The following is a 14,505-nucleotide window of genomic DNA, read 5'->3' as shown; positions in this document are numbered from 1 at the left end:
TCTCGATGGTGCTCATTTGCTGGCTCCCAGTCTCTGGCCTGTATAGCGCTTGGAGCGGATTCCTTCCCACCAGGCGCGGTTGTCGAGATACCACTGAACCGTCTTGCGGATGCCGCTTTCGAAATCGTGCGTCGCTTTCCAGTCGAGTTCCTTCTCGGCGTGGGACGGATCGATCTCGTAGCGGAAATCATGGCCGGGGCGGTCGGTGACGAAGCGGATCAGACGCTCGCGCGGGCCAGCCGGATCGGGCTGAAGCTCATCGAGGACGGCGCAGATCTTCTTGACGACTTCAAGATTGGTGCGGGGCTGGCGGGCACCGATGGCATAGGTTTCGCCCGGTTTGCCGGTTTCGACCGCCTTGACCAAAGCTTCGGCGTGGTCTTCGACGAACAGCCAGTCGCGGACGTTCTCGCCCTTGCCATAAACCGGAAGGTCGCGGCCTTCGATCGCATTGATCGTGACCAGCGGGATCAGCTTTTCCGGGAAATGCCAGATGCCGTAATTGTTGGTGGTGTTGGTGACGAAGGTTGGCAGGCCGTAGGTGTGGAACCAGGCGCGGACCAAATGGTCGGACGACGCCTTGGAGGCCGAATACGGGCTGCGGGGATCGTAAGGTGTGGTTTCCGTGAACGGGGGATCGTTCGGCTCCAGATGGCCGAAGACTTCGTCTGTGGAAATATGGTGGAAGCGGAAGGCCTTCTTTTCGGCGTCTCCCAGCGTGTTCCAGTATTTGCGGGCGGCTTCGAGCAGGGAGTAGGTGCCGACGACGTTCGTCTGGATGAAAATCCCGGGGCCGTCGATGGAGCGGTCCACATGGCTTTCGGCCGCGAGATGCATCACGGCGTCGGGGCGGTATTCCTCGAACAGGCGCTGCATTTCCACGCCGTTCACAATATTTGCACGGGCGTGGGAGTAGCGGGGATCGTCTGCGACTTCGCTGACGGTGTCTTCCGAGGCTGCATAAGTCATGCAGTCAACATTCAGGACCGAGTGGTCCGTGTTCCGGATCAGATGGCGTATAACGGCCGATCCTATGAAGCCGCAACCGCCTGTCAGCAAAATCCGCATTTGAACCTCTTGGTTAAAATCAGGGTCTGAACCCCTGCAGAGTAATTTTATCTTACAGTGTTGTTGGAACAGCGCAAATAACGCTGCGACATTCTCTGTAACATCATATGTATGATTTTGAAGACGGCTTTCGCCTCTCGCGCTGGCAGGGCTGATGGTCTAATCCCACTGTCGTGCGGAGGCAGGAGAGGCAGGCATGCTGGCTGATACTTTGACACGCTCCCTGACGGATGTTCTGGAGCGGCCCGATCTGCGGGTGATTGCGGACGGACTGGTTCCGATCCTGGACGTGTCACTGCCGCTTCCGTTCCGGATTGAGGGAGAACTGGTGCCGGGGCAGCCTTTCTGCCTGTCCACGGCGACGCTCAAGCTGGGTGGATTATGTCTTGAAGCGCCGCGTCTTGCGCCGACCTTCCTGCGCCATGCCATTGAACTCATGCGGTTGCTGGAGCCCGGCGCCAATCCGTTTCTGGCCAGTTTTGCGGCAGCGCGTGTGGCGGCGCTGTTTCATGCGCTCGATACGGGGGATGTCGCGCCGCTTCCGTCTTGGCTTGCGGTTTTCAGCGACGGTGTGCCGGAAGTGTCTTCCCTGTTGCAGAGCTGGGAGACACTGAGTGCGTTTCTGCCGGATCTGCCGCCTTTTACGCAGCCTGAGGCCGAGCGTCTGCAAGGGGTTCTGACCCGGTTGTGGCACGTTCTGGCACCGGCCGAGAGCCTGATGAGCGGCGGCGGAGATTCCCGGCTGGCTGTTGATCCGCATACCGGGCTGAACCGTTATTCCAGCTCCCATCGTCCCCGTCCCTGGGCGATCACTTTCGGGTCATCGACGGCGTCTTCGTTGTCTGCGCGTGGTTTTGGTGGGGCAGAATCCGCCCGACGCGCCATGATGAGTGCGCTGCTGGCCAAGCAGGACCCGGATGTGGTGCAGGAAGGTGTTGTGCGCCGGGCCCGTGCATTGATTGGTGCGCATTATGGTCTGTCAGAAGATGCGGTTCTGCTGTCCGCATCCGGGACGGATTGCGAACTGGCGGTTCTGGCGCTTGTGGCGGCGGGAACGGAGCGTCCGGTGACGTCCATTCTTCTGGCCCCCGATGAAACGGGTAGTGGCGTGCCGCTGGCGGCTTGTGGACGACATTTCGCGACGGACAGTGCCTGCTCTACGCTGGTGGGCAAGGGCGAGGTGATTGAAGGGTTTTCGTCGGAAACGCGGCTGATTGGTGTCGATATCCGTGCGGCTGATGGCACGGCGCGGCCCGTTGCGGAGATCAACGCGCAATGTGCGGCCCTTGTGCGACGCGAAGCGGCTGAGGGGCGTCATGTGCTGCTGCATCGGCTGGATCAGTCCAAGACCGGGCTTGCGGCACCTGACATGGATCTTGTCTGGGAATTGTGTACCGAGCTGGGCGATCAGCTCAGCGTCGTTATCGATGTCTGTCAGGCGCGGTTAAGTCCGTCGCGGGTGGCGGACTGGGTGGAGCGGGGGATCATCGTCATGGTGACCGGCTCCAAGTTCTTTACTGGCCCACCTTTCTGCGGGGCCATTCTTCTCCCTCCCGAAATTCGTAATCGTCTGCCGTCCCTGTCGCTTCCGAAGGGATTGCGGGCCTATGGCAACCGCGATGAGTGGCCGGAAGGTGCGGATGTTTCGGCGCTCAATGACGGTCATAATATCGGGCTGGCCCTGCGCTGGTATGCGGCGCTGGCCGAAATGGATGCGCTGTTTGCACTGCCCGATCCGGTTATTCGCGGTCGTCTGACCCGGTTCATGACGGAGGCCGTTGCTATGGTGCGCGCCCGTCCTGTGCTGACCATGCTGCCCATGGGCACACCTTTCGATGACGGGCGTTGGGATGCGGTTCCGACCATCCTGTCGTTTTTGGTGCAGGACCCACATGCTCTTGGCCAGCCTCTTGCGCTGGAAGATGCGCGACGGCTGCATCGCTGGCTGAATGCGGATCTGTCGCCCTGGGTGGCAGACGGGGAGGGCAGTCTGCTCTGTGTGCTCGGGCAGCCCGTGCCGGTGCCGCATCCGATGCTGGAGGGGCCAGCGGGTGCGCTGCGTTTGTGTGCGGGCGCGCGGCTGGTTTCGGGAGAGCCGTCGCATGAAGGGCTGGACGAAGAGCGCCGGTTGCAGCGTGAATGTACGGATGCGCGCCGGGTGCTTGGAAAACTGGAACTGATCCTGAAGCACTGGGATGTTCTGCTGGACGCGAACCCCGTCCCCCGTTACGCCCCATTAGCATGACCCAGACAGATAAAGCGGTCCCGCACGGGCATTTTCTTGATACGCCAGAACTGCCGAAGGGCGTCACCCGGTTCTGGCTGATCCGCCATGCGGTCGTGGAAGCCAGTGCGCGCAAGACGATGTATGGGGCGCTTGATGTGCCGCTGTGCCGGGAAGCAATGGCAAGCCAGCAGGGTGGTTATGCCACGCTGGCGCGGCGTCTGCCGACCGAGGCATTGTGGTATAGTTCGCCGCTCCAGCGCGCGCGTGACACTGCAAGCGAGATCCGTAAGGCGGGAGCATTTTCGCAGAATGTGACGATTGATGGTCGCTTTATCGAGCAGTCGATCGGGGAATGGCATGGAACGCCGCACACGGAGTTCATGTCTCTGTTGCGTCTGCCGCCTAATCCGTTCTGGTCCATTTCCGCGTGTGAACTGCCGCCGGGCGGGGAGAGCATGCTGGATGTCTGTGCGCGTGTGGCGCATGGGCTTGACGATCTGGCGAATGCCCATGAAGGCGAAGACATGGTTGTCGTCAGTCATGGGGGGGCCATCCGCGCGGCGCTGGCGCATGCGCTGGGCGTTCATCCCGATACGGCCCTGCGGTTTTCGATCCAGAACCTGTCCATTACCATTCTAGAGCGTATCGACTGTCTGTGGCGTGTCGTGACGGTTAACGAATTGCCGGATTTCCGGGGCTGAACTTGCGCGGCAGTCTCTGGATTTCCGGGGCTGCCGAAAAGCACGAAAAGACCCTTGGCGGGCTTTGGAAATTCAGTACGAAATTTTTGGGAAATAACCGGAGACGGGCATGGTGGGCACACAAGGGCTCGAACCTTGGACCCGCTGATTAAGAGTCAGCTGCTCTACCAACTGAGCTATGTGCCCATGGCCCGTCTACCGGTGGAGCGGCTTATAGCGGGATTTGGTGGAAGGCTGCAAGAGGTTTTTCTTCTTTTCTTTCTGCCTGAACTGGAAAAGAAGAAAAACCTTGTTTTTCAGTATCTTATTTCCGGTTGAGGAGGCGCATGACGCTTTCGAACTGCTCCAGAGATGTGTAGTCGATCTTCAGGGAGCCGCCTTTTTTGCCGTTATAGGAAATATGGACTTTCAGGCCGAGGCGGGAGGAGAGGTCGTTTTCGATCTGGAGGATTTCCGCGTCCCGCGCCTTTTTGGCCGGGGTGGTGGTCTCTTTGCCGCTGGTGAGGGCTTCTGTCTGACGGACGTTCAGGCCGCGGGCGATAACGAGCTTGGCGGCAGCGACCGGGTCGGGATGGGTGAGCAGGGCGCGGGCGTGACCGGCTGTGAGGTCGCCGTTGCGGACATACGCGCGGACTTCCGGCGGCAGGTTCAGCAGGCGCATGGTGTTGGTGATGTGCGGGCGGGACTTGCCGACGGCACCGGCCAGTTCTTCCTGCGTCAGGGTATAGTCCATGACGAGGCGTTGCAGGCCTTCGGCTTCTTCGATCGGGTTGAGATCCGCACGCTGGAGGTTCTCGACCAAGGCAGCGGCCATCGCGTCCGTGTCGTCCAGTTCGCGGATATGGACGGGAACGCTGTGCAGGCCTGCGAGCTGTGAGGCGCGCCAGCGGCGTTCACCGGCGATGATCTGGTAATGACCCGGTTTTTCCGGATCGGGGCGGACGAGCAGGGGTTGCAGCACGCCGCGTGAGCGGATGGAGTCGGCCAGTTCGGACAGGCGCTCGGGGTTCATGTCCTGTCGCGGCTGGAAGGGGCTTGGGGCCAGAACATCCACGGGCAGGGACGAATGCTGCTGCGGCTGGGCGTTTGCGCGTGTGGCGCGGGCCAGTTGCGGCGCCTGATCGCCCAGAAGGGCTGCGAGGCCGCGACCAAGACGCGGAGAACTGTCCTTTTTGGCCATCGCCGGTTACGCCTTTGTCTTGTTCTTGTTGCGTTTGATCAGCTCGTCCGCCAGTGCCAGATAGGCGATGGCGCCTGTGGAGCGGGCGTCGTAATCCAGCACCGGAGAGCCATGGCTCTGGGCTTCGGAAATGCGGATGTTACGCGGAATGATCGTCTCGAACACCTGATCGCCAAAGAAGCCGCGCGCATCCTGCGCCACGAGTTCGGACAGGTTGTTGCGCCGGTCGTACATCGTCAGGATGATGCCTTCGAGATGCAGGTCGGCGTTGAAGGCGCGGCGGACGCGGTCGATGGTGCGGACGAGCTGGCTGATGCCTTCGAGCGCAAAGAACTCGCATTGTAGCGGCACGATCACGCTGTCGGACGCCACCAGTGCGTTGAGCGTCAGCAGACCGAGGCTTGGCGGGCAGTCGATCAGGATCGTGTCGTAATCGCCTTGCAGGGCATGCAGGGCGTCGCGCAGGCGGTATTCGCGGCGTTCATCCCCGATCATTTCAAGTTCTGCGCCAGCCAGTTCGTTGTTGGCCGTGATGATCGAGAGATTCTCGAACGCGGTCGGCTGGGGCAGGGCGTGGGGTTCGGCTTCCACCATCAGCGCGGCGTAAGTGCCGGTGTTGCGCTGGTCATAATCGATGCCCAGACCGGTGGAGGCGTTACCCTGCGGGTCCAGATCCACGAGCAGGACGCGTTGCCCCTGACGGGCCAGACCTGCGGCCAGATTGATGGTGGTGGTGGTCTTGCCGACGCCTCCCTTCTGGTTGGTGACGGCAATGATTCGGGTGGTGGGGGATTCGGTTTTAGACGACACGCTTGAAATCACTGACCTTGATGATGGCTCCGCCGGGGTCGGTGCGGCTGGGAACAATGGTGTGGCTCATGTGCCAGTCGGCGCTTGCCTCGGTCAACTCGGCCTGCGCCTTCTGACCTTTCAGAAACAGGCAGAACCCGTCTTCTTTCAGCAATGGCCGCGCCCAGTCCAGGAGCCTGTTGAGGGGGGCCAGCGCCCGGGCCGTGATGATGTCGGCAGGAGGGGGGCTGGCGGCTTCGATACGCTTGGCGATGACTGTGACCTTCGTGTCGCAGATGCGTCCGGCTTCCCGCAGGAAGGCGCATTTGCGCTGGTCCGATTCGATCAGCGTGACCGGGTTGCCCGTGGCGATGGCCAGAATGATGCCGGGAAAACCGCCGCCAGAACCCAGATCTGTAATGCTGGCACCTTCGGGGATCAGCTCGGCGAGTTGGAGGCTGTCCTCGATATGGCGGGGCCAGAGCTGGGCGATGTCCCGCGGGCTGACGAGATTGATTTTTGCGTTCCACTGCACGAGCAGGTCGGCGAAGCGCTCCAGCCTTTCGTGTGTTTCACGTGAAACGGTGGTCATGATGGGGTCCTTACATGGGCCAGCAGGGCGACTAGCGCGGCAGGAGTGACCCCGCGCACGCGCTGTGCTGCTGCGAAACTGGTCGGGCGGGCCTGGGAAAAACGCTCGCGCATTTCGCTGCTCAGGCCACCGATGGCAGTGTAATCCAGATCGGCCGGAAGGGCGATGGCACTTTCCGATGCAAGCTGTCGAATTTCACGATCCTGCCGGTGAAGATAGCCGCCATAGCGGGCTTCCGTCTCGACATGACGACGCACACGCAGCGGAAGTTCGGCGAACCACGGAGCCAGAGCGTTCAGAATCGTGTGGTCGCCGTTGCTGGCGAGGACGTCCAGAACCGTACGTCGGCGGCCATCCAGAGAGACTTCAAAACCGACGTCGCGGAGCGCCTGCGGCAGGAAGGTCGTCTCGGATGCGCGGGCCATGGCGGCGTCGAGTTCGGTTTTCTGGGCGGTGAAAGCGGCTTCGCGTTCGGGCAGAACGCAGCCTGCGGCGATGCCTTTGGGCGTCAGGCGCAGGTCGGCGTTATCGGCGCGCAGGGTGAGACGATACTCGGCGCGGGACGTAAACATGCGATAGGGTTCGCTGATGCCGTGCAGCGTCAGGTCGTCGATCATGACGCCGAGATAGGCGTCACTGCGATCCAGCGTGAGGGCCTCGTTTCCAGCTGTGGCGCGGGCGGCGTTCAGGCCTGCGAGGAGGCCCTGTGCGCCGGCTTCTTCATAGCCGGTCGTGCCGTTGATCTGTCCGGCAAGGTACAGGCCCGGCAGGCGACGCAGTTGCAGGGAAGGCAGAAGCTCGCGCGGGTCCACGTAATCATATTCGACGGCATAGCCTGCGGTGACGATGCGGGCATTTTCCAGACCGGGCATGGTGGCGATCAGGGCGGCCTGTACGTCGGCGGGCAGGCTGGTGCTAATGCCGTTGGGATAGACCAGATCGCCGCCCGGATTGCCGGGCAGGGCTTCGGGTTCGAGAAAGACCTGATGCGAGCTGCGATCGGCGAAGCGGACGACCTTATCTTCGATGGACGGGCAGTAGCGTGGGCCGCGACCGGCGATGGCGCCGCCATACATGGCCGAGCGGTGCAGGTTCTCGTTGATGATCCTGTGGGTTTCGGCGGTGGTCTGGGTGATGCGGCAGACGACCTGCGGGTTGGTGATGGCCGTCGTCATGGGGCTGAAGGCCTCGGGCTCGGCATCGCCCGGATCGGCCGGGAGGTTTTCCCAGTCGATGCTGTCCTTGGCCAGACGCGGCGGTGTGCCGGTCTTGAGGCGGCCCATCTGGAGGCCGAGCGCATAGAGCCGTTCGCCCAGACGCTTTGCCGGAGCTTCGCCGATGCGTCCGGCGTCTGTCTGGGTGTGGCCGACGTGGATGACGCCGCGCAGGAAGGTTCCGGCGGTCAGCACGACGGCACCGCAACGGAACTCGCGGCCGTCTTCGCAGATGACGCCAGTGATGTGGCCGTTCTCTTCGATCAGGTCTCCGGCAGCGCCTTCGCGGATTGTCAGGTTGGGTGTTGCGGCCAGCAGATCCTGAATGGCGGCGCGATAGAGCGAGCGGTCGGCCTGTGCGCGGGGGCCGTGAACGGCCGGTCCTTTGGAGCGGTTGAGCAGTTTGAAGTGGATGCCTGCGCGATCTGCGGCTTTGCCCATCAGGCCGTCGAGCGCGTCGATTTCGCGCACGAGGTGGCCCTTGCCGATCCCGCCGATGGCCGGGTTGCAGGACATGGCGCCGATCGTTTCAAGCCGATGGGTGAGCAGCAGCGTGCGCGCGCCGAAACGGGCCGATGCCGCTGCAGCTTCACATCCGGCATGACCCCCGCCGATCACGATGACGTCGAAATCGCTCACAACCTACTTCCCGATACAGAACTGCCCGAAAATTGCATCGAGCAGGGATTCAACATCAACACGTCCGGTCAGACGCCCCAGAGCCAGCATGGACAGCCGGAGTTCCTCGCCCCGGAGTTCCGGCCATGTCGCGGTCCGGGCGCGGTCCAGATGGGTTGCGGCCTCCTGGATTCCGGCGCGGTGTCTGGCGCGGGTCAGAGGAGGCGCCGCTGAACCGGCCATGAGTTCGGACACCCGTTCGGACAGAACCTGACGCAGCGCATCAAGTCCTTCGCCGGACTGCGTGCTGATCCCTAACATGCCGGATGGGGCTGGTGCGATGTCGATTTTCGTCCGGATGGGAATTTCCTGTCCGGAGAGAGACTCAAGGCTCTCACCCGGGCCGATCAGATGCAGCACGACATCTGCCTGTTTCACGTGAAACAATGCGCGGCGAATGCCTTCGGCTTCGATTTCGTCTTCCGTCTCCCGCAGACCCGCCGTGTCGATCAGGCGCAGGCGGGCGCCGTCCAGAATCCAGTCCAGTGCGATGGCATCGCGGGTCGTGCCTGCACGATGCGTGACGATCGCGGCATCTGTTCCGGATAACGCATTGAGAAGACTGGATTTTCCGACATTCGGCGCTCCTGCTATCACGACGGTGAGGCCCTGACGCAGGAGTTCGCCGCGATTGTCCTGTAGATGGGCAGACATTTCGGTCTGGAGCTTTGAGAGTTCTTCGACCAGTCCGTCTTCCACGTCCTGAGGTAGGTCTTCGTCCGGGAAATCAATCAGGGCTTCCTGATGGGCGAGGACGAGGCGCAGGCGTTGTGCCCAGTTGTCGTACAGGCGGCTCAGGGCGCCATCAGCCTGACGCAGGGCCTGTTTGCGCTGGCTTTCGGTTTCGGCGTCCACGAGGTCCGCGATGGCTTCGGCCTGAAGCAGGTCCAGCCGCCCTTTCTGGACGGCGCGGCGGGTGAATTCGCCGGGTTCGGCGGGGCGTGCTCCGAGATCGGTCAGGGCATCGGCGACGCGGGCGATGATGGCGGGACCGGCATGGAGGTGAAGTTCGAGCCCGTCTTCCCCGGTGTAGGAATTCGGGCCGGGGAGCCAGAGGGCGACGGCATGGTCGAGCACGTCTCCGTTATGGCGCAGGGTGCGCAGGCTGGCGCGGCGGGGTTCGGGGAGATGTCCGTTACAGAGGACGCGCAGGATTGTATCGCTGCCGGGGCCGCTGGCGCGCATGATCGCGATGGCGGCGCGGGAGGGGCCGGTTGCCAGTGCGAAAATGACCTGCGGGGTGTGGTCCGGGAGGGAGGAGCGCATCATGAGGTTCTATGTAGTGCAGGAGGCCCTGTGGTGAAAATGGCTAGGCTGCAATGAGCGGCGTGCGGGCATGAAAAAAGGGCGGATCGTTTCCGATCCGCCCTTTTGTTCAGACTTTCAGAGAGTGGGAAACGCTTACTGTGCGTTGTCCACGCCCGTGTGGGTCTGGGGAGAGAAGGTCCAGCCTTCGCCGTAAGGCTGCGGCATGTAGGCCATCCATCCGCGGCTGGAGACGTTCCAACCAGCTGTGGAAACCGGTGCTCCGGTCGTGCGCAGCTTCTGGATGTCGGCAGCGGACACGGTTCCCGGTGCCTTGTTGCCCCAGCCCTTGCGCATGAAGTTCACGACATCCGCCATCTGCTGGTCGGAGAGGTGCTCCTTGAAGCCGGGCATCGCGACAGCGGAAGGTGCCGTGTTGGTCGGAGGCAGGATGCCGCCGAAGGCCACGACATTGGCGAGCGATGTCGGATCATCAGTGATGACGACCGGGTTGCCAGCCAGCGGCGGGAACATGCGGTTGACGCCCGAACCATCGTTCATGTGGCAGATGGCGCAGTTGTGCAGATAGACTTCCGCACCGGCATTGCCCTGCGCACCCTTGTCCAGCAGGGCGGTCGTCTGACCGTCATCCTGGCCGAGGTTATTGCCTTCCGGAACGGCCGGCATGCTCTTGAGGTACTTCGCTGTGGCGCGCAGATCGTCGTCTGTCCAATGCTGCGTGCTGTAGGCCACCACGTCGGCCATGCCACCGAAGACGGCGGAGTGGTCGATACGGCCGCTCTTGAGGAAGGTGACGATGTCATCTTCAGACCAGCGACCCAGACCCGTGTCGCTGTTGCTGCGCAGGCTCGGAGCAATCCAGTTGTCGATCGGTGCACCGCCGGACAGATAGACGTTTCCGCCGCTCGTTCCGTAAGCCTTGAGCTGCATGGCGAAACCGCGGGGCGTATGACATTCGCCGCAATGGCCCGGGCCATCGACGAGGTATTCACCACGGGCGACTTCGGGGTTGCTGATGCTCTTGTCTTCGCCCGGCGTCATGCTCGGAACGAACATGGCGCGCCAGACTGCCAGCGGCCAGCGCATGGAGAGTGGCCAGCTGATGTCCGGTGCTTTGTTGGCAACGGCAACGGGCTTCACGCCATGCATGAAATACGCATACATCGAACGGATATCTTCGTCGGACAGACGCGCGAATTCGGGATAGGGCATCGCCGGGTAAAGCGTTGCACCATCCTTGCGGATGCCCTTGCGGATGGCCTTCGTGAAGTCCTCAAGGGTGTAGTTGCCGATCCCGTGTTCCGGGTCTGGCGTGATGTTGGTCGAATAGATCGTGCCGATCGGGCTCTTGATTTCCAGACCGCCCGCGTAGGGCTGTCCGTGCAGAGCCGTATGGCAGGCGATGCAGTCTGACAGGCGGGCGACATATTCGCCACGCTTCATCAGCGCTTCATCAGCGTCCTGGGCATGGGCGGCGCCGAACGACACCGCCATGAGGCCGATAGCGGCCGCGAATTTCCATCCCTGTTTCATCTCAGATACCAGCCTGTCGCGAATTGATGCATTGAGCATGTCACGTGCCTCCTTTTACCGTAACGGTTGCCCGTTACGGATGGTCCGCCGTTGCAGGCTCAACCGGACCCTGGGGTACGTTGAGGAACTGGTCGTTGGGGACGCCCTGCTTGTTGTCGCGGGCTTTCACTTCGTCCTCATAGGACTCGTTGGACCGCTTCACGAGGTAGTTGCGGATGTCTTCAATCTCGGCCGCAGACATGGACGTGTCGAAGCGATCCATGCCGTAGGCGGTCAGAGCGCCCTTGGCGACGAGCTTGTAGAACTTCTCATCTCCGCGGATTGCACCGGACCACCGCAGGTCAGGCAGAACGCCACCCGAGATGCCGTTGTCGCCGTGGCAGGCAGCGCAATACGTCTGGAACTGGAAATAGCCGTTCTTCGTACGGGCTTCATCCCACTTCACTGGCGGTTTGACCGGCAGGAAGCCAAGTTCGTTCTTCGGCGGGAGCTTGTCCGTGCCATCCAGCGAGAAAGCGATCACGCGGGAGTGGTTGACGGTCCAGCCGGATGTCCGGGCCACGCCACCGAGGAAGAACGGATAGATGCCACCCCAGCCCACTTCAACTGCAACATACTGCTTGCCGTTGGCGGTGTAGGTCACAGGAGGCGCGATGATGGCGCTCTGTGCCGGGAAGCTGAAGAGATCCTTGCCGTTCGTCGCGTCATAGGCATGGAAATCACCGGTTGCGAGACCCTGGAAGAGAAGGCCGCCACCCGTTGCGAGCAGACCGCCGTTCCACGGACCCTTATGGTCAACCGTGAAGGCTGCCTGCTGCTTTACCGGATCCCAGGCCAGGAGCCAGCCCTTCAGGTCCTTCAGGAACTGGGCCTTGTCGGCTTTGTGCTGCGGATCGGAATCGTCAATCAGGCCGATCTTGTTCATGTCCAGCCCGAGATTCCAGCTGTCGTGGTGGGCTTTGAAGCCACCCTTCTGCGGATCGTAGACGAACGGAACCTGCTGTGCGGGGATATAGACCAGCTTCGTCTGGGGGCTGTAGGCCATGGAGGCGAAGTTGTGGCCACCCAGATCGCCCGGAATGCCGTACCAGGGCTTGCCGGTCAGGGTCCACAGGGCGTCAGGCACATAGTTCGGACGGCCGGTGACGGGGTCCAGACCTGTTGCCCAGTTTTCGTAGGTGTAGGGCTTGCCGGAGATGAATTTTCCGGTCTTCGCATCGATGATGTAGAAGAAGCCGTTCTTCGGGGCATGGACGATCACATGGCGCATTTCGCCGTTGACCGGCATGTCGAGCGTCATGATCTGCTGGACCGAGGTGTAATCCCACTGGTCCATCGGCGTTTCCTGGAAATGCCAGACGTATTTGCCGGTATCCGGGTTGATCGCGACGATGCTGCCGAGGAAGAGGTTGTTACCCTTGCCTTCGGAGCGGAACTTGTAGTTCCAGGGCGAGCCGTTGCCGACGCCGAGATAGACGAGGTCCGTCACGGGGTCATAAACGAGCGAATCCCAGACGGTACCGCCGCCGCCCTGCTGCTTCCAGGCTCCGCCCTTGCCCCAGGTCGGATAGGCCTTGGACATCAGGACGTCGTCGGAGGCTGCGCCGTCGGGCTTGTTGTCGGGGTTTGGAACCGTGAAGAAGCGCCAGTCCACCTTGCCGGTTTCGGCGTCGTAGGCCGTCACGAAGCCACGGGCACCAAATTCGGCGCCGCCGTTGCCGATGATGACGCGGCCCTTGGCGATGCGCGGTGCGCCGTCAACCGTATAGGAGCGCTGGTGGCCGAGCTGGGCTTCCTTGGGGATCGTGTAAACGCTCCAGACCAGCTTGCCGGTCTTGGCGTCGAGGGCGATCAGGCGTCCGTCGAACGTGCCGAAATAGACTTTGCCGTTCCAGTAGGCAGCGCCGCGGTTGACGGAGTCACAGCAGCCGCGATCGGCGATGTTGCCCGGAACCTTGGGATCGTAGGCCCACAGGAGCTTGCCGGTCGCTGCATCCAGCGCCTTCATCTTGCTCCAGTTGGTCGTGGCGTACATGACGCCATTAACGATCAAGGGAGTGCCTTCCTGACCGCGGTTCGTATCCAGATCATAGTGCCAGGCGAGCTTCAGCTTGCCGACATTGTCCTTGTTGATCTGGTCGAGCGGGCTGAAACGCTGCTCGGAATAGGTCCGTCCGTAGGACATCCAGTTTCCGGCATTGCCACCGCTGTCGGCGCTTGTAATTGCTGCGCCCGTATCTTCCTGCGCAAAAGCGACAGGTACAGCTGCTGAGAGCGCCAATACGGCAGCGCAGCTGAGAAGGCGCTTTTTCGTAACCTTGATCGGCGTCAGTAGACCAGAAGTCATGATCCAACTGTCCTTTTTGTAAAGACTGTTTCCACTGCGATATTCTGGACCTCTGTAGTCTTGAAAGGTGCAGGAAACATTCCCGCCCTCTCAACCCAACGATCAGTACCAGACACCGTTAGCATGAGAACTTACTGACCCTATTTTATTGCTTAAGACAAACACGGCTTCTGACGTTTCCGTGAGGGAGGGAGGGGAAAGCTGCAAAACAGGCTGCGATGTGGCTCACTGGATAATTACACAGGCGTTTCGGAAAACTTCCTGTCTCGTTTCTGATACAAAAAAGGGCAGTTTTCCAACACATTACAGAATATTGCTGAAAGCCTACAGATGCAGTCCTGTATGTTTATTATGCATATCGGAGTTCTCCAATATGCTTAAATTGCATAGCTTAAAAGTCTCAGCATAATGGCAATACTGCCGGATTGACGGTTTTGAGCGGCTCGGGCACCGTGTCGTTCATGCCACAGCTATCCTGCCACTCACCTTTCGGGGCCCTTACCATCAGTGAAGATGAGGGCCAGATCGTCGCTCTGGACTGGGGTTGGGGGCGCGATCAGGAGGAGACTCCACTCCTTCTGAAAGCCCGCGACCTTCTGGAGCGCTATTTTGACGGGGAATCGGTCGATTTCGACACGCTGCCCTATCGCCCTTACGGGACTCCGTATCGCCAGAAGGTCTGGGACGCGCTGCGTCGGATTCCCTATGGCAAGACGCGGACTTACGCAGACATTGCGGCCGAGGTCGGGGGATCTCCCCGGTCTGTGGGCGGGGCGGTCGGGGCGAATCCGATTCCGATCCTGATCCCCTGCCACCGTGTTGTCGGGCGTGCAGGGCTGGGCGGATATTCGGGGCTGGGAGGCATCGCGGACAAGCATGCCATGCTGCATCTGGAAGGTGTGCTGTAACG

Annotated in this window: 12 protein-coding genes and 1 tRNA gene; 4 read left to right on the top strand and 9 right to left on the bottom strand. The window is 61.5% G+C overall.

What is annotated here, in order from left to right:
* Positions 1-12: 12 nt before the first annotated feature.
* The gene (gene rfbB, locus HKD21_RS09305) at positions 13-1,068 is read right to left on the bottom strand and encodes a dTDP-glucose 4,6-dehydratase (RefSeq protein ID WP_194255434.1); all 1,056 of its coding nucleotides are present in this window, start codon (positions 1,066-1,068) and stop codon (positions 13-15) included.
* 196 nt (positions 1,069-1,264) lie between these two features.
* Between rfbB and HKD21_RS09300 the strand changes: the two genes are divergently transcribed.
* Both HKD21_RS09300 and HKD21_RS09295 read left to right on the top strand, forming a co-directional pair.
* Entirely contained in the window at positions 1,265-3,313 is a 2,049-nt protein-coding gene (locus HKD21_RS09300) for a hypothetical protein (RefSeq protein WP_194255433.1), read from the top strand.
* Positions 3,310-3,996, top strand: coding sequence for a histidine phosphatase family protein (locus tag HKD21_RS09295; RefSeq protein WP_194255432.1), 687 nt, complete (start codon positions 3,310-3,312; stop codon positions 3,994-3,996). The genes HKD21_RS09300 and HKD21_RS09295 overlap by 4 nt, the downstream gene beginning before the upstream one ends.
* A 110-nt stretch (positions 3,997-4,106) precedes the next feature.
* On the opposite strand, the gene HKD21_RS09290 is transcribed toward HKD21_RS09295, so the two are convergent.
* Positions 4,107-4,182, bottom strand: a tRNA-Lys gene (locus HKD21_RS09290).
* Here HKD21_RS09290 and HKD21_RS14495 point away from each other — a divergent pair.
* Positions 4,183-4,314: a hypothetical protein gene (locus tag HKD21_RS14495; RefSeq protein WP_265588983.1), complete on the top strand. Its 132-nt coding sequence runs from the start codon at positions 4,183-4,185 to the stop codon at positions 4,312-4,314.
* On the opposite strand, the gene HKD21_RS09285 is transcribed toward HKD21_RS14495, so the two are convergent.
* From HKD21_RS09285 to HKD21_RS09255, 7 genes are all read right to left on the bottom strand, one after another.
* Positions 4,301-5,176 (bottom strand): ParB/RepB/Spo0J family partition protein, encoded by an 876-nt coding sequence (locus HKD21_RS09285; protein WP_194255431.1) that lies wholly within the window; start codon positions 5,174-5,176, stop codon positions 4,301-4,303. The genes HKD21_RS14495 and HKD21_RS09285 overlap by 14 nt on opposite strands.
* A gap of 6 nt (positions 5,177-5,182) precedes the next feature.
* Entirely contained in the window at positions 5,183-5,986 is an 804-nt protein-coding gene (locus HKD21_RS09280; protein ID WP_194255430.1) for an AAA family ATPase, read from the bottom strand.
* Positions 5,976-6,557 carry a 16S rRNA (guanine(527)-N(7))-methyltransferase RsmG gene (rsmG, locus tag HKD21_RS09275; RefSeq protein WP_194255429.1) on the bottom strand — a complete coding sequence of 194 codons (582 nt, stop codon included), beginning with the start codon at positions 6,555-6,557 and terminating at the stop codon, positions 5,976-5,978. Before rsmG ends, HKD21_RS09280 begins: the two co-directional genes overlap by 11 nt.
* Positions 6,554-8,410: a tRNA uridine-5-carboxymethylaminomethyl(34) synthesis enzyme MnmG gene (gene mnmG / locus HKD21_RS09270; RefSeq protein ID WP_194255428.1), complete on the bottom strand. Its 1,857-nt coding sequence runs from the start codon at positions 8,408-8,410 to the stop codon at positions 6,554-6,556. Before mnmG ends, rsmG begins: the two co-directional genes overlap by 4 nt.
* A gap of 3 nt (positions 8,411-8,413) precedes the next feature.
* Positions 8,414-9,718 (bottom strand): tRNA uridine-5-carboxymethylaminomethyl(34) synthesis GTPase MnmE, encoded by a 1,305-nt coding sequence (mnmE, locus tag HKD21_RS09265; protein ID WP_194255427.1) that lies wholly within the window; start codon positions 9,716-9,718, stop codon positions 8,414-8,416.
* A 132-nt stretch (positions 9,719-9,850) separates the two neighbouring features.
* Complete coding sequence (locus tag HKD21_RS09260) at positions 9,851-11,287, bottom strand: cytochrome c (protein ID WP_194255426.1); 1,437 nt, start codon at positions 11,285-11,287, stop codon at positions 9,851-9,853.
* Positions 11,288-11,321: 34 nt separating this feature from the next.
* Positions 11,322-13,595, bottom strand: coding sequence for a PQQ-dependent dehydrogenase, methanol/ethanol family (locus HKD21_RS09255; protein ID WP_194255425.1), 2,274 nt, complete (start codon positions 13,593-13,595; stop codon positions 11,322-11,324).
* Between the two features lie 461 nt (positions 13,596-14,056).
* Between HKD21_RS09255 and HKD21_RS09250 the strand changes: the two genes are divergently transcribed.
* A complete protein-coding gene (locus HKD21_RS09250) occupies positions 14,057-14,503 on the top strand; it encodes a methylated-DNA--[protein]-cysteine S-methyltransferase (protein WP_194255424.1) in 447 nt (148 codons plus the stop codon).
* Positions 14,504-14,505: the final 2 nt, after the last annotated feature.

The organism is Gluconobacter cerevisiae (assembly GCF_015244675.1).
GTDB classification, from domain to species: Bacteria; Pseudomonadota; Alphaproteobacteria; order Acetobacterales; family Acetobacteraceae; genus Gluconobacter; species Gluconobacter cerevisiae.
Note: the sequence above shows the minus strand (reverse complement) of the source record. Positions and strands in the feature narration are given on the sequence as shown.

Coding starts and splice junctions, on each gene's coding strand:
- rsmG (WP_194255429.1), bottom strand. CDS start 6,557: ATGACCACCGTTTCACGTGAAACACACGAAAGGCTGGAGCGCTTCGCC.
- HKD21_RS09255 (WP_194255425.1), bottom strand. CDS start 13,595: ATGACTTCTGGTCTACTGACGCCGATCAAGGTTACGAAAAAGCGCCTT.
- HKD21_RS09250 (WP_194255424.1), top strand. CDS start 14,057: ATGCCACAGCTATCCTGCCACTCACCTTTCGGGGCCCTTACCATCAGT.
- HKD21_RS14495 (WP_265588983.1), top strand. CDS start 4,183: ATGGCCCGTCTACCGGTGGAGCGGCTTATAGCGGGATTTGGTGGAAGG.
- HKD21_RS09295 (WP_194255432.1), top strand. CDS start 3,310: ATGACCCAGACAGATAAAGCGGTCCCGCACGGGCATTTTCTTGATACG.
- HKD21_RS09285 (WP_194255431.1), bottom strand. CDS start 5,176: ATGGCCAAAAAGGACAGTTCTCCGCGTCTTGGTCGCGGCCTCGCAGCC.
- HKD21_RS09300 (WP_194255433.1), top strand. CDS start 1,265: ATGCTGGCTGATACTTTGACACGCTCCCTGACGGATGTTCTGGAGCGG.
- mnmE (WP_194255427.1), bottom strand. CDS start 9,718: ATGATGCGCTCCTCCCTCCCGGACCACACCCCGCAGGTCATTTTCGCA.
- rfbB (WP_194255434.1), bottom strand. CDS start 1,068: ATGCGGATTTTGCTGACAGGCGGTTGCGGCTTCATAGGATCGGCCGTT.
- HKD21_RS09260 (WP_194255426.1), bottom strand. CDS start 11,287: ATGCTCAATGCATCAATTCGCGACAGGCTGGTATCTGAGATGAAACAG.